Source organism: Microbacterium sp. NPDC076768 (assembly GCF_040687205.1).
Classification (GTDB): domain Bacteria; phylum Actinomycetota; class Actinomycetes; order Actinomycetales; family Microbacteriaceae; genus Microbacterium.
Map to the genome: position 1 here is coordinate 1140489 of NZ_JBFBMU010000001.1, position 21944 is coordinate 1162432.

At 63.1% G+C, this 21944-nt stretch carries 22 protein-coding genes and 1 tRNA gene; 20 read left to right on the forward strand and 3 right to left on the reverse strand.

The features are described 5' to 3' along the window. Window positions 1-56: 56 nt before the first annotated feature. The 7 genes from AB0O87_RS05650 to AB0O87_RS05680 all read left to right on the forward strand — a co-directional run bounded on the left by AB0O87_RS05650 (window position 57) and on the right by AB0O87_RS05680 (window position 7665). A complete protein-coding gene (locus AB0O87_RS05650; protein WP_363512504.1) occupies window positions 57-1196 on the forward strand; it encodes a sugar ABC transporter permease in 1140 nt (379 codons plus the stop codon). After that, a complete protein-coding gene (locus AB0O87_RS05655; protein WP_363512506.1) occupies window positions 1193-2155 on the forward strand; it encodes a carbohydrate ABC transporter permease in 963 nt (320 codons plus the stop codon). The genes AB0O87_RS05650 and AB0O87_RS05655 overlap by 4 nt, the downstream gene beginning before the upstream one ends. Window positions 2156-2263: 108 nt before the next feature. Then, on the forward strand, window positions 2264-3652 hold the full coding sequence (locus AB0O87_RS05660; protein ID WP_363512508.1) for a cystathionine beta-synthase: 1389 nt from the start codon (window positions 2264-2266) through the stop codon (window positions 3650-3652). A 76-nt stretch (window positions 3653-3728) separates the two neighbouring features. Beyond that, on the forward strand, window positions 3729-4883 hold the full coding sequence (locus AB0O87_RS05665) for a cystathionine gamma-synthase (RefSeq protein ID WP_363512510.1): 1155 nt from the start codon (window positions 3729-3731) through the stop codon (window positions 4881-4883). Window positions 4884-4978: 95 nt separating this feature from the next. After that, window positions 4979-6373, forward strand: coding sequence for a multidrug effflux MFS transporter (locus AB0O87_RS05670; protein ID WP_363512512.1), 1395 nt, complete (start codon window positions 4979-4981; stop codon window positions 6371-6373). Window positions 6374-6403: 30 nt separating this feature from the next. After that, entirely contained in the window at window positions 6404-7033 is a 630-nt protein-coding gene (locus AB0O87_RS05675; RefSeq protein ID WP_363512514.1) for a phosphatase PAP2 family protein, read from the forward strand. Between the two features lie 29 nt (window positions 7034-7062). Next, window positions 7063-7665 (forward strand): GNAT family N-acetyltransferase, encoded by a 603-nt coding sequence (locus tag AB0O87_RS05680; RefSeq protein ID WP_363512516.1) that lies wholly within the window; start codon window positions 7063-7065, stop codon window positions 7663-7665. A gap of 145 nt (window positions 7666-7810) precedes the next feature. Here the strand turns inward: AB0O87_RS05680 and AB0O87_RS05685 are convergent. Beyond that, window positions 7811-7898: transfer RNA gene (locus tag AB0O87_RS05685), tRNA-Ser, on the reverse strand. A 150-nt stretch (window positions 7899-8048) separates the two neighbouring features. Here AB0O87_RS05685 and mpaB point away from each other — a divergent pair. From mpaB to AB0O87_RS05750, 13 genes are all read left to right on the forward strand, one after another. Continuing rightward, on the forward strand, window positions 8049-9122 hold the full coding sequence (gene mpaB, locus AB0O87_RS05690) for a daptide biosynthesis RiPP recognition protein (protein WP_363512518.1): 1074 nt from the start codon (window positions 8049-8051) through the stop codon (window positions 9120-9122). Next, entirely contained in the window at window positions 9122-10387 is a 1266-nt protein-coding gene (gene mpaD, locus AB0O87_RS05695; RefSeq protein ID WP_363512520.1) for a daptide-type RiPP biosynthesis aminotransferase, read from the forward strand. The genes mpaB and mpaD overlap by 1 nt, the downstream gene beginning before the upstream one ends. After that, window positions 10384-11589 carry a daptide-type RiPP biosynthesis dehydogenase gene (mpaC, locus tag AB0O87_RS05700; RefSeq protein WP_363512522.1) on the forward strand — a complete coding sequence of 402 codons (1206 nt, stop codon included), beginning with the start codon at window positions 10384-10386 and terminating at the stop codon, window positions 11587-11589. The genes mpaD and mpaC overlap by 4 nt, the downstream gene beginning before the upstream one ends. Further along, window positions 11586-11717, forward strand: a complete 132-nt coding sequence (locus tag AB0O87_RS05705; RefSeq protein WP_363512524.1) for a daptide-type RiPP — start codon at window positions 11586-11588, stop codon at window positions 11715-11717. The genes mpaC and AB0O87_RS05705 overlap by 4 nt, the downstream gene beginning before the upstream one ends. Window positions 11718-11761: 44 nt before the next feature. Further along, window positions 11762-11887: a daptide-type RiPP gene (locus AB0O87_RS05710; protein WP_363512526.1), complete on the forward strand. Its 126-nt coding sequence runs from the start codon at window positions 11762-11764 to the stop codon at window positions 11885-11887. Between the two features lie 44 nt (window positions 11888-11931). Further along, the gene (locus tag AB0O87_RS05715; RefSeq protein WP_363512528.1) at window positions 11932-12039 is read left to right on the forward strand and encodes a daptide-type RiPP; all 108 of its coding nucleotides are present in this window, start codon (window positions 11932-11934) and stop codon (window positions 12037-12039) included. Between the two features lie 103 nt (window positions 12040-12142). Continuing rightward, window positions 12143-12934 carry a daptide-type RiPP biosynthesis methyltransferase gene (gene mpaM / locus AB0O87_RS05720; protein WP_363512530.1) on the forward strand — a complete coding sequence of 264 codons (792 nt, stop codon included), beginning with the start codon at window positions 12143-12145 and terminating at the stop codon, window positions 12932-12934. Continuing rightward, entirely contained in the window at window positions 12934-14601 is a 1668-nt protein-coding gene (gene mpaP / locus AB0O87_RS05725) for a daptide biosynthesis intramembrane metalloprotease (RefSeq protein WP_363512532.1), read from the forward strand. The genes mpaM and mpaP overlap by 1 nt, the downstream gene beginning before the upstream one ends. After that, entirely contained in the window at window positions 14601-15482 is an 882-nt protein-coding gene (locus AB0O87_RS05730) for a hypothetical protein (RefSeq protein WP_363512534.1), read from the forward strand. Before mpaP ends, AB0O87_RS05730 begins: the two co-directional genes overlap by 1 nt. After that, the gene (locus AB0O87_RS05735) at window positions 15479-16207 is read left to right on the forward strand and encodes an ATP-binding cassette domain-containing protein (protein WP_363512536.1); all 729 of its coding nucleotides are present in this window, start codon (window positions 15479-15481) and stop codon (window positions 16205-16207) included. Before AB0O87_RS05730 ends, AB0O87_RS05735 begins: the two co-directional genes overlap by 4 nt. Next, the gene (locus AB0O87_RS05740; RefSeq protein WP_363512538.1) at window positions 16200-16925 is read left to right on the forward strand and encodes a hypothetical protein; all 726 of its coding nucleotides are present in this window, start codon (window positions 16200-16202) and stop codon (window positions 16923-16925) included. The genes AB0O87_RS05735 and AB0O87_RS05740 overlap by 8 nt, the downstream gene beginning before the upstream one ends. Then, the gene (locus AB0O87_RS05745) at window positions 16922-17593 is read left to right on the forward strand and encodes a hypothetical protein (RefSeq protein WP_363512540.1); all 672 of its coding nucleotides are present in this window, start codon (window positions 16922-16924) and stop codon (window positions 17591-17593) included. Before AB0O87_RS05740 ends, AB0O87_RS05745 begins: the two co-directional genes overlap by 4 nt. A 42-nt stretch (window positions 17594-17635) precedes the next feature. Further along, entirely contained in the window at window positions 17636-18559 is a 924-nt protein-coding gene (locus AB0O87_RS05750) for a rhodanese-related sulfurtransferase (RefSeq protein ID WP_363512542.1), read from the forward strand. Here the strand turns inward: AB0O87_RS05750 and AB0O87_RS05755 are convergent. Beyond that, on the reverse strand, window positions 18503-20761 hold the full coding sequence (locus AB0O87_RS05755) for a DUF3488 and transglutaminase-like domain-containing protein (RefSeq protein ID WP_363512544.1): 2259 nt from the start codon (window positions 20759-20761) through the stop codon (window positions 18503-18505). The two genes, AB0O87_RS05750 and AB0O87_RS05755, sit on opposite strands and share 57 nt — an antisense overlap. Further along, window positions 20751-21941 carry a DUF58 domain-containing protein gene (locus AB0O87_RS05760; protein WP_363512546.1) on the reverse strand — a complete coding sequence of 397 codons (1191 nt, stop codon included), beginning with the start codon at window positions 21939-21941 and terminating at the stop codon, window positions 20751-20753. The genes AB0O87_RS05755 and AB0O87_RS05760 overlap by 11 nt, the downstream gene beginning before the upstream one ends. Between the last annotated feature and the right edge of the window lie 3 nt (window positions 21942-21944).

A 21944-nucleotide genomic window follows, 5' to 3' on the forward strand; every position in this document is an offset into this window, starting at 1 on the left:
ATCCCGCACACCGATGTGCGAATCGCCGATCCGCACCGCGTGATGAAGGGGAATCCGTGAACGCGACAACATTCTTCCAATGGATTGGCACGCTCCCGCCGATCCTGCAGGCTGTCGCTGTGGTCATCGCTTTTGCGGTGGTCGTGGCCGTCATCCTGCTTTGCGTGGACGTAGCTCCACGCAGGGGTGCGAAGTACACCTGGATCCGACTGGCGATGTGCTTGCTCATCCCACTCGGCGTGATGTTCTTCTTCAGTTCCTATTACTGGGCGATGGGCGTGGCCGTCGTTGTCGGTGGAGTGTTCTTCCTTCTCGACTATCGCTCGCGTGATGGTGTCGGGTACTTGATCCAGCTTGTCGCGTTCATGACGCCGGCATTGCTGTTGCTGCTGGTGGGACTCGTGCTCCCCTCGATCCAGACGATGTACTCCTCGTTCCTCAACTCTTCTGGCAAAGAGTTCGTCGGGTTCGCCAACTACATCTGGATCTTCACGCAGTCAGACGGAATCACGGCGGTCGTCAACACGATCGTCTGGGTGCTGCTCGTGCCGACGGTCTCGACGATCGTGGGTCTCGCCTACGCCGTCTTCATCGATCGGACCCGTGGCGAGAAGATTTACAAAGTACTTGTGTTCATGCCGATGGCGATCTCGTTTGTGGGGGCCAGCATCATCTGGCGCTTTATGTACGAGTACCGCGGACCGGAGTTCAAGCAGATTGGTCTGCTCAATCAGATCTTGGTGTGGGTGGGCGGCCAGCCGCAGCAGTGGCTGTTGAACGAACCGTGGAACAACCTCTTCCTGATCGTTGTGCTCATCTGGGTGCAGACCGGTTTCGCGATGGTGCTGCTGTCGGCAGCTATCAAGGGTGTCCCGCAGGAGCTTCTGGAGGCTGCGGAGCTGGACGGCGCGAACGCATGGGAGCGGTTCATTTCTGTGACGATTCCTTCGATCCGCCCCGCATTGATCGTGGTGCTCACCACAATCTCGATCGCCTCACTGAAGGTGTTCGACATTGTCAGGACGATGACAGCAGGAAACTACGGCACCTCGGTGCTTGCGAACGAGATGTATACGCAGTTCTCGAAGTTTGAGGCCGGACGTAGCGCCGCACTTTCCGTCATCCTGTTCCTGCTGGTGCTGCCGATCGTCATTTACAACGCACGCCAGATCAAGAAGCAGCGGGAGATCCGATGACCGACACCGTGAAGTCCGAAGCCGCTGACAACACCAGGGCGATCACCACCGGTGGTGGGTTGAACGGAGCCGCCGGTCGCGCAAAGAAGAGGCTGTCTCGCCCCTGGGCATCGGTCGCTTCTATTCTCATCGCCGTGCTGTGGACGATCCCCACGCTGGGGCTGTTCATTTCGTCGTTCCGCCCGCGTGACCAGATCCAGTCGAGCGGTTGGTGGGAGTTCTTCGCTAACCCGCAGGTCACACTCGAGAACTACGTCGACGTTCTGCAGTCTGGTACCACGCAGCTGACGATGATCGAGTCGTTCGTCAACTCGATCGCGATCACGATTCCGGCGACGCTGATCCCTTTGATGATTGCGTCGATGGCGGCATACGCGTTCGCCTGGATCGACTTCAAGGGGCGCAACGCGCTGTTCATCTTCGTGTTCGCCCTGCAGATCGTGCCGATCCAGATGGCCCTGGTGCCGCTGCTGAGTTCGTTCTCGCGAGGGATCAATCTCTTCGGGTTGCAAGTAACGCTGCCGCTGGATGCTTCCCAGGGCTACGCGCAGGTATGGATAGCGCACACGATGTTCGCCCTCCCGCTGGCCATCTATCTGCTGCACAACTTCATGTCCGAGATTCCGGGCGAGATCATCGAAGCGGCGCGCGTCGACGGTGCCTCTCGCGGACAGATCTTCTTCCGTGTTGTTCTGCCGCTGACGATGCCGGCGATCGCCTCTGTCGCGATCTTCCAGTTCCTCTGGGTGTGGAACGACCTGCTTGTGGCGTTGGTGTTCGCTGATGGAGCGGCGGCGCCGATCACCAAGCTTTTGGCGGAGATCACGGGAACGAGAGGAAACGACTGGTACCTGCTCACGGCTGGTGCGTTCGTCTCGATCATCGTTCCGTTGATTGTGTTCTTTGCCCTGCAGCGCTACTTCGTGCGCGGCTTGCTGGCCGGGTCGACGAAGGGCTAACCCTTCGACAAGCTCAGGGACCTTCGACAAGCTCAGGGATCGCAACGAATGCCGCGGTCGGGTGCAACACAGGCCCGGTCGCGGCATTCGCGCGTCTACTCTGAAATCATGAAGTACGCAGACTCGATCATCGACCTCGTCGGTGACACGCCACTTGTGAAGCTCCGCCATGTGGCAGAGGGTGTCGCGTGCACGGTGCTCGTCAAACTCGAATACCTCAACCCTGGTGGCTCGTCGAAAGACCGCATCGCCACTCGAATTATTGACGCGGCTGAGGCAGCAGGCGATCTGAAGCCCGGTGGCACGATCGTCGAACCCACCAGCGGCAACACCGGGGTCGGGCTGGCACTCGTGGCCCAGCAACGCGGCTACAAGTGTGTCTTCGTTCTGCCAGACAAGGTCGGTGAAGACAAGATCGACGTGTTGCGTGCCTACGGCGCAGAGGTCGTGGTGACCCCGACAGCGGTCGCTCCAGACAGCCCAGAGTCGTACTACGGAGTGAGCGATCGCCTGGCGCGAGCGATCCCCGGTGCTTTCAAACCGAACCAGTACGCCAACCCCCAGGGGCCGCTCAGCCACTACGAGAGCACAGGGCCGGAAATTTGGCGAGACACCGAGGGCAAGGTCACACACTTCGTGGCAGGGGTGGGTACCGGTGGAACGATCACGGGTACCGGGCGGTATCTGCGTGACATCTCGGATGATCGCGTGCGCATCGTCGGAGTCGACCCCGAAGGCAGTGTCTACAGTGGCGGCAGTGGGCGCCCCTACCTCGTCGAGGGTGTCGGCGAAGACTTCTGGCCGGAGGCATACGACCCGACGGTGCCGCATGAGATTGTGGCGGTCGACGATGCAGACGCGTTCGCCATGACCAGGCGTCTGGCCAGGGAAGAGGGCATTCTCGTTGGCGGATCCAGCGGCATGGCTGTTGTCGGCGCGCTGCGTGTTGCCCGTGAGCTTCCGGCAGACGCCGTGATGGTGGTGCTCCTTCCCGACGGAGGACGCGGCTACCTGGCCAAAATCTTCAACGATGGCTGGATGCGCTCGTACGGATTCAGTGAGGTCGAAGAGGGGGAGACCGTCGCCGATGTGCTCGCCGCGCGTGATCGTCGGCAGGCGCAGATGCCGGGCGCTGTGATTCCAGATCTCGTGCATGCGCACCCGGGCGACACCGTGCTCGACGCGATCGGAATGATGACGGAGTACGGCATATCCCAGCTCGTGGTGCTGAGCGCTGAGCCCCCGGTAATGATGGGCGAGGTGGTCGGGGCTGTCGACGAGAAGGGTTTGCTCGATCTGCTCTTTCGCGGTGAGGCGAAGGCGACAGATGCCGTCGGCGCACACGTGGGCGATCAGCTTCCGCTTGTCGGTATACGCGCATCCGTGGCGGAGGCGCGATCGGCGCTTGCCTCAGCTGACGCGTTGCTGGTCACTGATGGTGGCAAGCCGCACACGGTGTTGACGCGTCAAGATCTGTTGTCGTATCTCTCCCGCTAAGAACTGCGCGTCCGTGTGCGACGCGGGGCGTAACAGGCGGGCCCTCACATAGGTTTGCAGACGTAGGCTGAGAGGCATGTCCGACCACGCTTTCGCCACCAGAGCCATCCACGCAGGGCAAGATCCTGACCCGCGAACGGGTGCGATCATTCCGCCGATCTACCAGGCTTCCACTCACGTGCAAGACGGCATCGGTGGTTTTCGCGAGGGGTACGAGTACAACAGGGCGGGCAATCCGACGCGATCATCGCTTGAGACTCAGCTCGCGGCACTGGACGGGGGCGCAAGCGCTCTCTCGTTTGCCTCGGGGCTCGCAGCAGAAGACGCGCTACTGCGCGGCATCCTGAAGCCCGGCGATCACATTCTGCTCGGTAACGACGTTTACGGAGGCACCTACCGGCTGCTCACGAAGGTGCTCTCGAAGTGGGGAATTGAGACGACGACTGTCGAGCTCTCCGATGTCGATGCACTGCGCGCAGCTATCCGTCCTGAAACGAAGGTGGTGTGGCTCGAGACCCCCAGCAACCCGCTGTTGAAGGTCGTCGATATCGCGCTCATCTCCGAGGTCGCGCACGCCGCTGGAGCGACCGTGGTGGTCGACAATACGTTCGCCTCTCCTGCGTTGCAGCAACCGCTCGCGCTCGGAGCCGACGCAGTGGTGTACTCCACCACAAAGTACCTGGGCGGCCACTCCGACGTCTTGGGCGGCGCAGTGGTGTTCCAAGACGATCGCTTCTTCGATGATGTGAAGTTTCAGCAGTTTGCTGTGGGCGCTGTCTCGGCGCCGTTGGATGCGTGGCTCACCACACGCGGCATCAAGACGCTGGCGCTGCGGATGCGCCAGCACTCGGAGAACGCGCAGGCGATTGCCGAGTGGGCTTCTGCCCGTCCTGAGTTCACGCAGGTCTACTACCCGGGGTTGGAGACGCACCCAGGGCATGCGATTGCAGCCAAGCAGATGAGCGGTTTTGGTGGGATGCTCTCGCTGGGGCTCGCCGACGGAGCCGATGCGGCACGAGCCTTTGCGGAGAGCACTTCGCTCTTCCAGCTGGCGGAGTCGCTCGGCGGCGTCGAGTCGCTCATCGGCTACCCGCCCGACATGACGCACGCCTCGGTGCGCGGCACAGAGCTCGCCGTTCCGGAGAACATTGTGCGCCTCTCTGTGGGCGTCGAAGACGTGCGTGACCTGATCGCCGACCTGCAAGAGGGGCTGGAACGCAGCTCGCGCTGAGATCTTTCGCCCACACAGCGGCGGTCGCCTGTAATCTAGAGTTTCCCCTGGTCGAATCGATTCGACTGTGAACCGCTGAACTCTGGAAGGACTTCGTGTCCGACGCGCCTCGTACTGACCCCATCCCCGTTACCTCGCCGGAGACTGCCTCCGGCGAGCGTCCTGTGCACCCTGAGCGCACCGCGACAGGCAGCATTCGCACTTCGATGCCGACCGGAGCGATCCGCACACTCGGGGCGAATCCGGCGACCGCGCCGATCATGTTGCACCCAGGGGATGCGATCTCGAACCGACGGCGCACGCTGTACATCATTCTGCTGGGCGCGCTGACGGCACTTGGGCCGTTCACTATCGACCTGTACCTGCCCGCTTTTCCGGTGCTGGAAGAAGAGTTTCAGACCACGGCAGCCGCGATCCAGCTGACGCTGACCGGAACAATGATCGGGTTTGCACTCGGTCAACTGGTCGTCGGCCCCCTCAGTGACAAGGTCGGTAGGCGTGTGCCACTGATCGCCGTCACCGCACTCCATGTCGTCGCCAGCCTGGCGGCTGCCTTTGCGCCAGACCTGGCGCTGCTCAGCGTTGCGCGGGTCTTCATGGGCGTCGGTGCGGCGGCCGGTGGCGTCGTGGCGATGGCGATCGTGCGGGACCTGTTTGGCGGCCGTCGCCTGGTGGTCATGCTTTCCCGGCTCGCGCTGGTTTCCGGGGTGGCCCCGGTTATCGCGCCGCTGATCGGATCGTGGTTGCTCACTCTGATGCCCTGGCAGGGAATCTTCGTTGCGCTCGCCGCCTACGGCATCATGATGCTGCTTTCGACGATCCTGTTCATTCCAGAGACGCTGCCCCCCGCCCGACGCCAGGGCCGCGGTGGCACAACCATGTTGGAGCGCTACCGCTCCGTGCTCTCTGACCGAGTGTTCATTGGTGTCCTCATCATCGGCGGAATGACATTCTCTGGGCTGTTCTCGTACCTTTCCGCTTCGCCTTTCCTCTTCCAGGTCACCCACGGGCTCGACGCGCAGCAGTACGGCATGCTGTTTGCCGTCAATTCGCTCGGAGTGGTCATCGGAGTCCAGACCGCCGCTCGCCTCGCAGCGCGCTTCGGGCCGCAGTGGGTGATGGCCTACTCGACCGCCGTGCTGCTCATCGCGGGGGTGGCGATCATCGTCACCGACCAGCTGGGTCTCGGGCTCTGGGGCACTGTCATTCCGTTGTTCGTATTTATGACGGCATGCGGCTTCACCCTCCCGAATGTGCAGGTGCTCGCTCTCGATCGTCACGGCAAAGCGGCAGGCACCGCAGCGTCGATCATCGGCGCGACAAACTTCGGTATCGCCGGGCTCATCTCGCCAGTCGTCGGATGGCTCTCCCGTGACGCGGGCATCACCGCCACCACGATGGCGGCTGTCATGGTGGGGTGTGCGACGATCGGCATCCTTTCGCTGTGGTTCATCGTGCGTCCGCGTACTGTCGGCATGCTGAGTCCATGACATCTCGGTGACATGCGCCAGAATGAGCCTATGAACAGGCGAATGCTGCTGTGGTGGGGAGTGGGCCTCCTGATGCTCGCGACAGTTCTGGGAGCCGTCATCGTATCGGCGTACCCCGCGATCCCCGGCTTCGACCAGTGGTGGAACGACGCGGTGGCGGGAGCCAGAGCAGACTGGATGCTCGACTTTGCGCTCGTCCTGAACTGGATCGGTGGCGGGTGGGTAGCGATTCTCGCTGTGCCGCTGTTCACGATCCTCGTTCTTGTCATCGTCCGCTGGTGGAGAGGTGCCGTTTTCGCTGCCCTGTCTTTCGCGGCGAGTGCGGGGATGGTGCAACTGCTCAAGCAGATCTTCGGCAGGGCGCGCCCAGACGACATGCTCGTAGTGAGTGACTACGGTTCATTCCCTTCGGGGCATACGGCGAACGCCGCAACGATCGCGCTTGTGCTCTGGGTCTTGTTTCCGCGAGTCTGGGTGGCAATTATCGGTGCTCTCTGGGTGCTCGCCATGGCGCTCTCGCGTACCTTCCTCTCGGTGCACTGGGCGAGTGACACTCTTGGTGGCGCGCTCGTCGGGGCCGGGGTTGTGTTGGTGCTCGCCGCCTGGTTGCTGCCGTGGGTAATGCGCACGAAGCACGAGATCAGCGCGCCGGTAGGCTGAAAAAAACCATCCATCCTCGAGGAGTCTTCGTGTCTCGGATCCGTCCATATCGCCCAGCCGATCGCGCCGCGTTGTACGAAGTCTGCGCCAAAACTGCTGATGCGGGAAAGGACGCGACGGGGATCCTCTCCAACGACGCGCTCTGGGGCGACCTGTTCGCGGTTCCGTATGCGGAGCGTCATCCCGATCTCTCCTGGGTCGTGGAGGCTGAAGACGGGCGCGTCATTGGCTACATCGTTGCGACCGACGATACAGACGCGTTCTACGGCTGGTTCCATGACTCGTGGTGGCCTGCTGTGCGAAAGAGCTTTCCTCGGCCCGTCGACGTCGCGAGCCGCGAGGACCGCATGGTCGATTATGGATACAGCAGGGCTCCTGGCGTCGGGCAGAATGCAACGGATTACCCCGCGCACCTCCACATCAACCTCATGCCAGAGACTCAGGGCCAGGGTCTCGGCCGCGCGCTCGTCGACACTCTGTTCTCAGAGCTGAAGCGTCGAGGCAGTAGGGGGCTACACCTGGGAATCGACCCGAGCAACGCCGGCGCTGCCGCCTTCTATGAGCGGCTCGGGATGACGCGCCTCCCGGCAGAGCCCGGTGGGCAGGCCTATGGAATTCGCCTCACGGACTAAATTTCCGAGGTACAAATGTCGGGAGAACGCACGCTTGTCGGCATAAATGCCCCTGCTGAAGGCCCTTGGCCGGATTCTCCCGACATGTGACGGATTGCCTCGTAACGAGAAAGAGCCCCCGCAGATGCGGAGGCTCTTTTTCTTTTGGCGGTGACGGCGGGATTCGAACCCGCGGTTGCTTTCACAACACACGCTTTCCAAGCGTGCTCCTTCGGCCGCTCGGACACGTCACCAGGAACAACTTGTCTATCCTATCCGATCGCCTGGGTGTGACATGACAGCATGACATCCGCAGAGAAAATATTGCTTGCCATGTGGGGCGCAGATAGCCTCAGATAAGGACGTATCGTCTTCAAATGGGATGCGGCGTTTCTGGGGGCAGCATGCAAGCGAACGCGATCACGGCACCACAGAGCAGTCACCGCACAGCGGCGGCCTTCGAACAATACGTCAGCGGTAGACGCGCGGTTGTGGAGGGTGCAGCGTTCTTCGTCGAACAACTCGAGCACCTCGACGAGGTGCTCCGCGTGGCCAGGCAGGGGGATACCGTCTTCGCTCCGGTCGGTTCGGGCGGGCATAGCGATCAACGAGTGATCGGATACGAAGGAGCCTTCGAAGAGCCGGGCGATGAGATGACCCTCGACGGTCGGCACCTGTTCGAACTGCAGGACTACCTCGCCGCTCCCTTCATCTCGATCGTCGGACTCACGGTCATCCGGCAGGGATCAGCCGAAGGGGTGGCAGCATTTCTGAGCGATGCAGACACCGCACGAAACTCGGGGATCTTTGTCGATCAGCTCCTCAGTGATTCCGTGTTGCTCGACTCCCGCTCATCGTTTCTCTCATTCGCGCCATCGGATGAATCCCTGGTGCGTGTGCACGTCAGTTCTGAAGGCACTTACCGGGATGGCCCAGACGGGCTCGCCCTAGGCCACATGGGTGACGCGCGGGATCAACTCGAGACGGCAGCGCGAAACGGCGCCGGCCGCGGTCGTGGATTCGCACGCATTATGGATCTAGACGTTCTGAGCTCCGACCTCGACGACCGCCCGTGGCTTGAGCGATATGTGGCTGCTCTCGATCTGCTCCGCCAGTGGGACGGTGCACCTCGACATCCCGTGATCTCCGGTTTCGGCGGACACCTGGTGACTGCCTTGGATCGCTCGGATGCCACAGCGTCGATCACGTCGGCGGAGGCTCCTTTCTTGGTCACGGGTGACGGTGAAGATTTCATCTTGATCGACCGTGCCAGCCGCAGACGTTTTCGACTGGGAGGCGACTCTGCACGAGCGGCGGAATGCCTAATCGCCACGCCAGATGACGCGGCAGCGGCGGCCATGCTCGCCTCCGAGGTTGGGCAGCGAACCTCCCTAGCTGCTGGCGTGGTGAGACAGGTACGAGAACGCTTCTCTGACGCGGGTGTCGATCTCACCGCCTATGCGCCGAGCGCCCTCTGATGGGGGCGGTCTCGATCAGCCGCGGACCGGTCTGGGAGGGGCTCACGGCGCCAAGCACATGGCGCAGTCAGCGAGAACAGGCCATCAGCGCACACGGCGTGCGCGTGCAGACCGCCGATGGCGCCTCGCTGCTGTGCGCAACGAGTGGTCTGTGGAACGTCCCTCTCGGCTACGGAAACGTTGTTGTCGCTGATGCCGTGGGCGCTGCACTGAAGTCTGCCTCGTACCTTTCGCTTTTTCGTTCGGCACATTCCTATGCGCAGGAGGCTGCGGAGATGCTGGTGGCCCGTGCGGGTGCTGCGCACTATTCTCGCGTGGTCTTCGCCACTTCCGGAGCGGCGGCCAACGATCTGAGCATGAAACTTGCACGGCAGACAGCCGCGCTCCGAGGGCGGCCGCGGCAGAACATCATTGTCGGATTGCAGGGGAGTTATCACGGCCTCACATACGGTGCCCTCAGCATCAGCGGTGATGGCCTCGGACAGCCTCTGTACGGTGCAGATCGGCGAGCCGTACGGCACGTCTCGCCGCACGACGGAGGTGCTCAACTGCGTGCGCTGTTCGCGCGAGAGGGGGAGCGGATCGCCGCCCTCGTGCTCGAACCGGTGCTGGGATCGGGGGCGAGTGAGCTGGATCAGGAGTTCCTCGCGGCGGTCGCCGATGTGCGGGCAGCATTTGATGTGGTTCTCATTGCCGACGAAGTAGCGACGGGGTTTGGGCGCACCGGCCTCCTCTTTGCGACCGAGAGTTGGCCGGTGGCGCCAGACGTGCTCGTCTTATCTAAGGCGCTAACAAACGGGGCAGCAGCAGCATCTGCCGTGCTCGTCTCGGCGCAGCTATGCGACGTTTTCGACCGGAACGACGCGGTCTTCGTGCACGCCGAAACGCAGGCGGGCACACCAGCGTCGTGCGCGGCCATGACGGCCACCGCCGCAGAGTTCGATCGGATGGGAGCGCTGCGGCTGGCGCAAGAGCTGGGCGCTGCACTTGACCACATGATCATGCGCTTGGCAGAGCAACCATGGGCGGGTTCGGTCCACGGGCGAGGCTGTTTTCGTTCTTTGAGTCTGACGACGGCCGGACGACCGATGGACGCCGTGGAGGTCACAGCTGTGGTGGCCGCGATTCGTCGTGCGGGCGCGATCGTGCAACCGGGGCCGAGCTGCATCCAGCTGATTCCGGCGTACATCTACGAGAACGCTCAACTCGAAGAGCTGGAAACAGCGATCCTGCAGGGTGTTCACGACAGTGCGCTCGCCGCATGAGCCCGGTCACGGAGTCACATCATCCCGTGCGAGTCACAGCGGGGGCAGGCGCGACGGCGGTCGCCATCGCGGGGTTCCAACTGGGGGATCGACCACTCGTGCTTCGCGACGCGGCGGTTGATCCCACCGGACTGGAGATGCCAGCAGGCGCGATCGATGTCTGCCTTGATGCGCAGTCTGCAGACGGAAGCTCGATTGCTGAGCTCGTCTCGGCAGGCCGTCACGCCACTGCGGTCGTGGCCTTCGGGGGAGGGGCGACACTGGATGTCGCCAAGATCGCACGCCTCCTAATCAGCACGCCGCGCCTCGTGGTGCCGCTGCGCACGTTGGCGGCCAGAAGCGGGTTCGTCCGCCTGCCTGAGGTCGTCTCCACGCACGGCAGTGCTGAGCTTCCACTTCTCGCGATCCCCACCACCATCGGCACCGGATCGGAAGTCAGTAGCGTCGCGTGCGTCGTCACACCTGCGGGGCGGCGGCTTGTGTTCAGTGTCGGACTGCGGCCCAATCATGCGGCACTCGACCCCGTGCACACGGCGACGCTGCCGCGATCGCTCCAGATGGAAGGGCTGTTAGAGGTCATCCTTCGGGTGATGGGGCCTGCCATCGGTAGCAAAGCGAACCTCGCCGCCGACCATGATGCAGAAGCGATTGTCGCCAGGACTACGCGACTCGCCGAGAGTCTCAGGGCCGGTTTTCTTGCCCCAGAAGAGCGGCTCCTTGCCGCGCAGCTCAGCGCAGCCAGCCACCACAGCTGGGCGCTCGTGGGGCGCGAGACCTATGCCGCAAAGCACTGGTACCTCGCCAATGAAATCGCCTGGGTGACCGGGGCGCGCAAGATCCCAGCGACGGTCTCGATCCTGCCAGCGCTCTGGGGGCGCATCGCAGAGGGGGACCGTCGCTGGGGATCGCGGGAGCGGCTGGGGCTTGCCTGGTCTTGGGTGCGTGCTGTCGTTCCCGAGCTCCCGCGTGATGTTCGCGGGGGACTCCACGCACTGTTCCTGCGTTGGGGAGTGTCGCCGATCGCCACGCCGAGTGCGCAGACACAGCACGAAGCCGCACTGCGGGCACGCACGGCATGGGGCGGATCTCTGCCGGCTCTCGGTCGGATAGATCCTTGCGCCATCGAAGAGATCTTCGCGGAATCGTTCGCGACTGCCGCGAAGCCAACTACGACAAGAAGAGAGGAGGTGATGTGGAAATGAACAGTGCACTAGACCTACGGATCGAAGAGCTTCCGACGATGGACGCTCCATCCGAGTGGTCCGATTTCGTCAACGGAATGGGTACGGGGTTAGGGATCGCCGTGATCATCGCGGCCGCCGTCACCTAAACCTCGAAGAGCGTGACACAGAGACAAAAGGGAGGTGAAAACATATGGAAATTTCGAAAGAACTGCGGTTTGAAGAGCTGGAGACGATGGACACTCCCGACTTCTGGACCTGGTACGCCGCGGTCAAGCTCGGCGTCGTTGTCGGCTTGGTCGGCATCGCCGCCACCTGATCCGCACACTGTCGTGCCGTAATCCCCCTGAAGGAGGTGAACACATGAATCTGAGTTTCGAGGAGATCGAGTCGATGGATGCCCCTGAACCCTGGTACATCATCGTCGGCGACATCATCATCATCACCGCCGCGGTAGTAGCCATCACCTGATAGCGCGGGGCGTAGTCGGTGTACCCCTCGGGTAACACCCCGCATCTGCTGCGCCCCATGCCTCACACTTCACACCTCACGCCTCACAGACCCGGAGTCCTGCATGACTAGTCCTCAGCTGAATCCATCGATGGCACGGTTGCTCGACGTTCTCGATCCAGATGCGGTGGTCTCTGAGCTCTACGGAGATCGCGGATCAGAGGTGTACGACGCGATGACGCGTGGAGACGGGAGCGAGGTGCGGGAAGTGTTGCGGATTGGACGCCATGCTCCAGGCAGAATTCTTGAACTGGCGTGCGGCAGCGGCAGGCTCACTCTTCCGCTGGCGCGGTTGGGACGAGAGACGGTCGCGCTCGACAGCTCGCCCCGCATGTTGGAGATGCTCGCAGAAACGGCGAGTCGCATCGGCCTCGACACGATCCACCCCGTGTGTGCCGATATGAGCGCGTTCGAGCTGGACGGCCTTTTCGGCGTCATCGTGCTCGCCACCACTTCGATCACGCTGCTCTCTGCGAGTCAACGCCGCGCGATGCTGCTGGCTGTGCGCGCACACCTCGCACCCGATGGGGTCTTTGTCGTCTCAGTGCACTCAACCGGCGCTTATCCGATCGGTGAAACGACCCAGTTGGTGTCGGTGCCAGGTATGGAATCAGACGTCTACCTTTTGCATGAGCAGGTGGGGGCAGGGGCCGATCATCGCGACGTCAGCGTGTTGCATATGCAGCGCAGAGGGAGTTCGCAGATGACAGAGGCCTTTGTGTCGCGCGTAGAGCTCCTTGACGAAGCCCAACTGCGGGGGGAGCTCGACGCCGCGGGGCTGCAGGTGCGAGCTTCCACCTCTGTGCGGCTGACTGACGCATCCCGAAACCTGTCGATGCTCGAGTGCGTTCGGTAATGCGCGAACCTGCTGTGGCCTCGCTTCCTGGGGTCGAGCGCCCAGAACTCGCCCCTTTGGTCAGCGTCGATGCGCCGCTCGTCGCCGACGGCGCATGGATCATCGCGCATGATGGCGTTCCCAAGGCACGCATCTCAGAGCCCGTTGCGGCGGTCGCGCAGTACTTCACCGGGGAGTGGACGACGACGCAGATCGCCCGTCACTTGGGAAGCCCTTGGGAACAGGGGGATGTCGACGCAGTAGCGCACAGCCTCCGCAGTGCAGGAATGCTGGTGTCCGCTCAGGGGAAGCGGTCGCGCGAGCGCCCGCGGCGTTGGCGCTTTCACCCTCCACTCACCGTGCAGTTCAGCCTAGGAAATCCGGGCGCGCTATTCGCGGCGCTTCGACCGCTCTCACGCATCGTGATGGGGGCGCCGGGGATGGTGGTCGGCATCGTCGTGGTGCTTGCAGGAGTCGTGGCGGCGGTCGTCGGCGCCGGCGACATTGTGAGGGTGCTGCAACAGCCCATCGCGCTTTCGGTGCTTCTCGGGTTGGGGGTGGCGATCATCCTCACCACCGTCGTGCACGAGGTCGGTCATGGTGCGGCGCTCAGCCGCTTTGGCGGATCGCCTCGTCGTCTGGGCGCGATGCTGTTTTATCTTGCGCCTGCCTTCTTTTGTGACGTCACTGATGGCTGGCGACTCGGACGCCGTGGTCAACGAGTGGCGGTCGCTCTCGCGGGCCCGGCTGTGCACTTGTTCTGCGCGGCCGTGAGCATGGTCGTATCTCGATTCGTCACAGAACCTCTTCTGCACAGCGGGCTGGTTCTGTACGCGATCGCGTGCCTCTGTATCGCCGTGCTCAATCTGCTGCCGTTCGTGCAGCTCGACGGCTATCTTGCTCTGATGTCGGCACTGGATCGACCGCATCTGCGCAGGCACGCCATGCGCGCGGCTTCGCACACGTTTGGACGCCTTCTGCTCGGCACCCGCAACGGCGAGCCCGCGGCCAACCGAGACTCCGCACCCTCGGTGTGGCTTGTTATCTACGGTGTGGGGTGTCGGCTGTTCCCTGTCGTGCTGGTCGGCTTCGTACTGCTTCGATATTCGCTCACGATGGCGGGGCTCGGCGTGGTGCCCGCCGCCGCCTACTTGCTGACGCTTGCGCTGGTGGTGGGCGTGGTGGGGGTGAGTCTTGTCAGAGGCGTACGTGCCGTCGTCGCGCGAAAACCGAAGCCGTGGCGAACTGCGGTGACCATGACGACGGCGGCCGTGCTCGGCGTACTTTTTCTCTCGATTCCGATCCAGCCGATGAATGAGGTCGGCTTCGTGCGGGACAGTGAGGAGGTGCGCCTGGTCGCCAGCACCGCAGATGAGCTCCCAACGGCAGGCGTCGGCGTTGTGCTGGAAAGCAACGGCATTCTGCTTCGGAGTCCGCTCGGAGAAGCGACGGCTGGCAGCGAGGAGCCGCAGCGCGAAGTCGTAGATGTAGCGGCCCTTGTTCCGCTCAATGACTCTGCACTCGAAGCCACAGCGTCGACGAGCACGCTCGTCGACATGCAAACTACCCAGCTTCTGCCGCGCTACGGCAGGGCGACGTTCGCAGATACTCGCGCGCAAACAATCGGCGCCTGGGTCTGGCAGACCTTCGTGATCCGCCCCTTCTCAGCCTTTAGATCGGACAACTGATGTCTTTCGAGCACTCGGCAGTGCACACAGAAAGTGAACTGCGGCGAATGTTGCGCGCCGCCCTGGTGCGCGCGACAGACGAGTGGCAGATGCACGCCGTCGGCGAGCCGACATACGGGTGGCACGATCGCTCCATCGGATCCGCCATTCAGCAGAGCACAGGCCCCAGACGCTGGCTCCGTATCGTGTGGGCCCGCTCCGAGTGGGCGCGCGGTCTCTGGTGGACGGGGAATCACGACGCGGCAGACATCGAGATTGACACAAAACCGTCGCCGTTGAGAGCACATGAGTGGGTGGAAGGGCCACTCACCTTTCGGGCAGAACTGATGACCTGGGCGCACGGGGAGCCTTGCTCGGCGACGCCGGAACTTCGCAGCGCACCACACCTCGACGACGTGTGGTGGTCGGCACTTTCGACGTCCCTCGCCACCGTTGCGACCACGCAGACCACCAGGATGTCGCTTGATCCGTGGAATGTCCGCCATCGGATTGCGGTGTTCTTCGGGCACGAGGTTGATATCGATCCGTCTCGCTGGCTGTCATCCCATGGTGATCTGCACTGGAACAACCTCCACCGCGGGCCGCTGGCCATCGTCGACTGGGAGGCATGGGGGTTGGCTCCGCGCGGGTACGACGCTGCTTTTCTACTCGCGCATTCCCTGGCCGTTCCGGCCGTCGCTGCAGAGATCATCCGAACGTTTCGTGACGACCTCGACAGTCAAGACGGGGTGACGTCTCAGCTTTACGCCTTCACCAAGCTGCTGACTCGCGCAGACGGTGGTGAGCACGCCGAGCTCATCGCACCGATCCACCGTCGCGTAGACGCGCTCCTGAACCGTGCTCCTCACCCTCGTCCGCTGCCTTCGGGGGCGACCCCATGACGGTAGTTGCCCGGTTTGATCGGTTCAGTAAGTCGTACCGCGGCGCATCCGTTGTCGAAGACCTGAGCTTTCAAGTGCACGAGGGGTGCGTGGTGGGGTTGCTCGGCCCGAACGGGGCAGGCAAGAGTACGGCGATGCGCGGACTCGTTGGTTTGCTTCATCCCACGCGTGGAGCAGCGCACGTGTTTGGTCAGCCTTTCTCCGCTCTTTCGTCTCCCGCGCGCCGTGTCGGCGTGCATATGGACGGCCTGGGCTTTGAGACCGGGATCACCGCCGCACGCCACCTCGATATCTATCGTTTGGCCGTGGGCGCTCCTCCCTCACAGGTCGAGGCGACCTTAGAGATGGTCGGACTCACATCGCATGCAGGAAAGCGGGTATCGAAGTTCTCTACGGGAATGCGCCAGCGGCTGGGGCTTGCGACGGCGCTCCTCGGAAACCCGGAGCTGCTCATTCTGGATGAACCGGCGAACGGGCTTGACCCGGAGGGAATTCGGTGGCTTCGAGGCTTTCTGCGTGACTTCGCCGTGCGGGGTGGCAGTGTGCTCGTCTCCAGTCACCAGCTGGCTGAACTGCAGCAGAGCGTCGATGAAGTGGTGGTGATGCGCCGCACCATGTTGTTCCACGGGCGGGTCGAAGAGCTGACCTCCGATGGTGCGGCCTCGCTGGAAGAAGGCTATTTCGACCTGATCGATGCTGCGACCGAAAGCCACCCCCGTGCGTGATGTCTTGAAGAGCGAGCTGCTGCGAAGTGTCAGTGGGCTTGCGCTGCTCGGCGTTGGCTCGTTCGTAATCTTGATCCCCGCGCTGATCCTCACCGTGGGGCCGCCGCTGGACGGCCTGCGCGAGGTCGACGATGGCACAGCCACTCGGATCGTCTTCGGCCTCATCGCATCAAGCGGGATCGTCGCGATGTACCTCGGTAGCTACTCCGTCTCGCGCGAGTTCTACTATCGGTCGATGTCGCGCACCATCGTGATCGGATCCTTGCGACGGGTGTTCCTGGCAAAGATGGTGTCAAGTGCCCTCGCGAGCGTCGCGCTGGCTATCACCGGAGCCGCCGTCTGGGCGGCCATCAGCGCAGGTGTGCTCTCGGCGTACGGCCGTGTGCTCCAGCCTGATGTTGCTTTCTGGAGTGTAGCTGCGGGGTCTGCGTTCGCGTCCGCCTGCGGAGCGTTGATCGGAACCTCACTCGGATGGATCGTGCAAAACTACTACGCCGTGTCGGCCGTCGTCTTGCTGATCCCCACCATGATCGAATTGCCGTTGCTCTTCTCTGCGCCGCAGGTGGAACGCTTCTTTCCTGTGGGGGCATTTGCGGGAGTAACCGGAGCGCCGATTGAAGGCTTGTTGCCGTGGTGGGCGAGCGGGATCGTACTGCTGGGATGGGTCGCGCTCGCGACGGCGCTCGCCGCGGTCGTTACACGAAGGCGCGCGAAATGACGTCGGGAGCGAGGGCACTGCTCAGGCGTGGCTTCGCAGCTGAGCTCAGACGAGCGCGGGGAGATGCTTTGCCCTGGGCGTTTCTGCCGCTAGCGGGTTTGGCTGTCGCATCGTTGGCTGTCTCCTTAGTTGCCTCCCTGCCACAAGGTCTTCGCTCCGCACCAGCATCGGTGGTCGAGGGTTTCCGTGCGGAGCTGAGCACGTCGGCGTTTAGCGGACTACTGGTGATCACTTCGGTGCTCGTTGCGATCGGCGTGACGCTCGCAGATCGAGGAGGAGTGCTCGCGCGCGATCAGCTCTTCTGCTCAGCCGGAGTTGTTTTCGCCGCACGCGCCGTTTCGATGGCCTTCGTGAGCGCGCTGTTTGGTCTGGTGAGTGTTCTGCTCGTTGAGGCCACGTTTCTGGTGGCCACCGGCGCGCACCTCCTCTCGGCAGAGACCACGACACGCACCATTGCGGCATTCGTGGGGGCGGGGATCTGGGGTTACCTCGTCGGCGTGCTCACCCGAAAGCCGATTCTGGTGCTGTTCATTGTGCCCGCAACGTTGATGCCTGCGATGCTTCTGGCCGAGGCTGCTCCGACCATTGCGGCCGCAGCGATGGTCGCGTGGATTCTTGCGCTGGGTATTGTTGCTGCGCTTAGTGTGCGGTACCGCGATCGGCTCTGATCAATTTGATCCCGACCACAGGAGTCGACGTAGGATCCCTAAGTGGCAACCCCCAAGATCGTGCTCTTTTACGCATTCACTCCGCTCGCCGACCCAGAGGCCGTCCGCGTGTGGCAACGCGACTTCGGCGAGGCCCTTGGCCTGCGTGGACGACTGCTGATCTCTAAAGACGGGGTCAACGGCACGCTCGGCGGCGACATCACCGTGCTTAAAAAGTGGCTGCGCTCATTTCGTTCCTATGCACCGTTCGCCAACGTCGATATCAAGTGGAGCGAAGGTACCGGCGTCGACGCCGATGGCCGCAGCCTCGACTTCCCCAAACTCAGCGTCAAGGTACGCGACGAGATTGTGTCTTTTGGTGCCCCCGGCGAGCTGCGTGTCGACGAGCACGGTGTGGTGGGCGGAGGCGTGCGTCTGAATCCGGAAGAGCTGCATGGCTTGATGGATGAGCGTGGTGACGAGGTGGTTTTCTTCGACGGAAGGAATGCCCTCGAAGCGCAGATCGGACGATTCCGCGGCGCCGTTGTTCCGGATACCGAGACGACCAGAGACTTTGTTCAGCTGCTCGACTCCGGAGCCTATGACGATCTCAAGGGCAAGCCCATCGTCACCTACTGCACCGGCGGCATTCGTTGCGAGGTGCTGTCGAGTCTGATGACGGCCCGGGGATTCGGCGAGGTCTACCAGCTCGAGGGCGGGATCGTCCGCTACGGCGAGAAGTACGGTGACGACGGTCTGTGGGATGGATCACTCTACGTTTTCGACGGACGGGGATCCGTGGACTTCACCGATCACGCAAAGGTCATCGGGGAGTGCGTCGGTTGTGGGGCATCGACAAACCGCACAGCCAACTGCCCAGACCCGTCTTGCCGTTCGCAATTTGTGGTCTGCGAAGCCTGCGATGCCGTCTCATGTGCCATCCACGCGCAGCAAAGCTCTGGAGATGTAGAGGGAGCGCGGCAGTAGCGCTGCCCGCACTCTCGTCGGCCTGTCTACACTTCGCCTGACCTGAATGAGCACTGCTCGTAGCGGCTCAGACAAATCGGATTCTGCGTCGCCGTCGCGTGCATAGTTCGCCTGTTCGACGGCATCGGTCAGCATGCGCAGCGACGTCGCATCCACGCTGTTCGCCTTTGTGAGATCGGCTGCCCGGGTCCGCGGGGTATCCGCATCTGACACCGGCAGTTTCAGGTCGATGAGAAGGTCGCGCAGTTCTGCCCATGCGGCGGCGGCGTCCCCGTGTTGCGCTCGCCGGAGGCGTATTCGGCGCTGCGCAAGCCGGAGGAAGGCGGGGATAAGAAGCAGGAGCACCACGCCAAGGGTGATGAGCCCCACCGGTGTCGGATCGAGATTTTGCAACTCGTCGCTCCCAGTCGAGTCGCTGCCCGCGTCATCTCGCTCCACCTCAGGAGCAGTGCTCTCTTCCGTCTGAGGAGCCGTCGTCGGCGTGGGAGTTGTTGGAGCATTCGTGCTGTCATTTTGCGTCACTGCTGCATCAAACGCCGTCGGGATGCCCAGGGTGGCGGTGGGCTCGAACGGCACCCACCCCACGCCGGGAAACCTGACTTCGGGCCAGGAGTGCAGCTGATCGCTGCTCACCGAGAAGACTGATTCTTTCCCACGTTTTTCATCAGTGAGCGAGCCGGGAAGATAGCCCACGGCGATGCGAACCTGCATATCGAGGCTCTCTGCCATCAAAGCGAATGCCCCGGCGAAGTGGATGCAGTACCCGGATTGCGCTTCGAGAAACTCGGCGACTGCCTCAGCGCCTGTGCCATCGAAGTCTTCTTCGACGGGGGTTTCTAAGGAGTACTCGAACTCCGACCTGAACCAGTCCTGCAGAGCGATGAGACGGTCGTAGTCCGTGGATGCATCTGCGGTGACGTCGTCGGCGAGGTCGCTAATGATCGCCGGAAGTTCGACCTCGTCGTCGTCAGGGTCGATCACGGGTTTTGCCGCATCGATCGCACGAATCTGCTCAAGGGTGGGCACTGGCCGCTCAGTGGTCACCGTGTAGTCGTTGTCCACAGCGTCGGCCGAGCGAGAAAAAACAGTGCGGTTGTCTGGCGAGATGCGCCACGATCCGGCGACGCCTTGAATGTCGGTAGCGGGGTAGGGGACAGGGAGCCACGAGCTTGACAGGCGGAGCACGCGGATCGATGTTGTTTGTTCTTTCGTCTCCACCCCTTCGTCCCACTCCGGAGGACCGAATCCGTCGCGTTGCGACTGCAGTTCCCCTTCGTCTGGTTGCCACACGCTCCCGTCGAACCGCGAGAGGGTCGTGAGCCGCAGGTAGGGCGCCGTCTGGGCTTCGGTGGCCACCGTCAGTACTTCGACCGGAATCGGCTGGCGCAAGTCTTCGCCGAGCCGAAGTGAAGCATCGACAGCGACACCCACACCGCTGCCCGCAAAAGTGGCGTTGAGGGGGAGAGCTGGCGCGACGACCAGCGTCGTCACAACCGCGGCAGCGCCCACCATCAGCGAGACCGCTACGGATGAGCGACGGGGTGACTCGGGATGCTGTTGGGCTGTGTGCCGAAAAATGAGAAGTGCGAACACGCCGAACAGCGCAAACCACGCCACATTGATGTCGTCGAGCGTCACGATCGCCGGCACTGCTCCGATGACGCCGGTGAGCAAAATGGGGAGTATGGCTGAGCGATTCACGACGAGCTGGTCAACGAAAATAGCCGCCAGTGCGAAGCCAGCCCCCATCACCGCGGCAAGCGCGAGTGACGGCTCCAGCGGCGCGGCGCCATAGGCGATGACTTCAATTGCCGCCGCCCCCAGACTGTTGAAGAGCATCACCGTCGCTGATGTCGGGATTACTCCGAGCAGGGCGGTATCACCGGCAACGAGCAGGGTGAGGGTAGCCACGGCGAGCACGACTTGCAGCAGAAGTGTCCAGGCGTCTTGCACCCACGCTGCGCTGGCCCGCAACAGCGTGCGCGACAGCATCCCGGTGGCGGCAATGACAGTGACGACGGCGATGACGATGAACGACCAGCTGCCGGGAGCGATCACGGTGCTGAACGGCCACATCGCCGTGAGAACTGCGCCTGCGGCCAGCGCTCCGCCGCCGAATACGCCTCGCGATTCTTCACCGTCGCGATGCCAGACGGCAGGCTCGGAAGCGGCGCGCGCTGGGGTCTGCTGGTCAGTGTGCAATATCGCCGCCTTCGATCCGTGAGGCGATGGCGTCTTCCCACGCTGTGGCGATGTCGGTGTCCACACGTGTGACTGTCCAACCGTGCCGTCGGCAGGTATCTACCGCGCGAGGCGGCAGAGTCGCCGCAAACAGCAGCGGGGCGGCGGCTCCGGCGGGGTGAAGTCGTCGAGCGTCTTCCTCGTGCAGGTTTCCGGTGATGTAAATCAGTGGGCCGGGCGGTGTTCCGCCCAAGAGAGCTGGCAGCTCGCGGCTCACCCCGCGCGGGGAGACCTGAGCGAGCGCCACGAGCAGGTTGTCGCGGTCGTCTTCCTGACCGCGCAATGATCCGAGCAAGCTGCCAGCGCTGTCGATCACGTCGACGCTGTATCCCTCGCTCGCGAGGTGCATGGCCGATGAAGCGCACAGAGAGACCGCAGCTTCAAAGTTCGGATCGATGTCGGGCCCCGGCGTATCCCAACGATGACTGCTGCGGTCAAGCACGACGACTGCGTCTGGGCTCGACTCTTCTTCCTCCTGGCGCACCATGAGTTTGTCGCGATGCGCTGTCGCTCGCCAGTGGATGCGGCGCATCGAGTCACCGGGAATGTAGGGGCGAGGCGAGAGGTTGTCGCTGCCCTGCCCGAGCCTGGTCGAGGAGGTATGTGCGGTGCCGCCAGCAGCCCCAACGCGCACGGCTGCGGAAGTGAGCGTAAGGACTTCCGGGACGACGGTGACGCTGCGCGGTTCTCCGAATGCTTGTTCGCGCTGCGCCAGCCCAAACGGATCGACGGTGCGGAGCATCAGCGGCCCGAGTGGCCACACACCGCGCCTGATGCCGGTGGCCTCGTAGCTGAGAGGAGCAGCATCGCCCGAGTACTCGCCGCTGGCGTCGCCAGACAATGCGGGGGGCAACATGTCGTGCCAGAGCCCTGGGGGCACACGCCATGTGCGCAACGTGAGCCGCACGGTGACCCGCGACTTTGCCCCCACCGTCAGCAGGTCGGTGTGTACCTGTCGGGAGACGACTCCGCTGCGCCGCGGCAGGCGCACGGCCAGCAACGAAAAGACGACAAGAGAGATCAGCAGAACTCCGACGTAGGCCAGAATGCGAGCGCCGAACAGGTTGGCGGCGACCAGGCAACTCAGCGCGGCCACCAGCGCACCGGCACCGCGGCTGGTGAGGGGGCGGCGTCTGCGCATCAT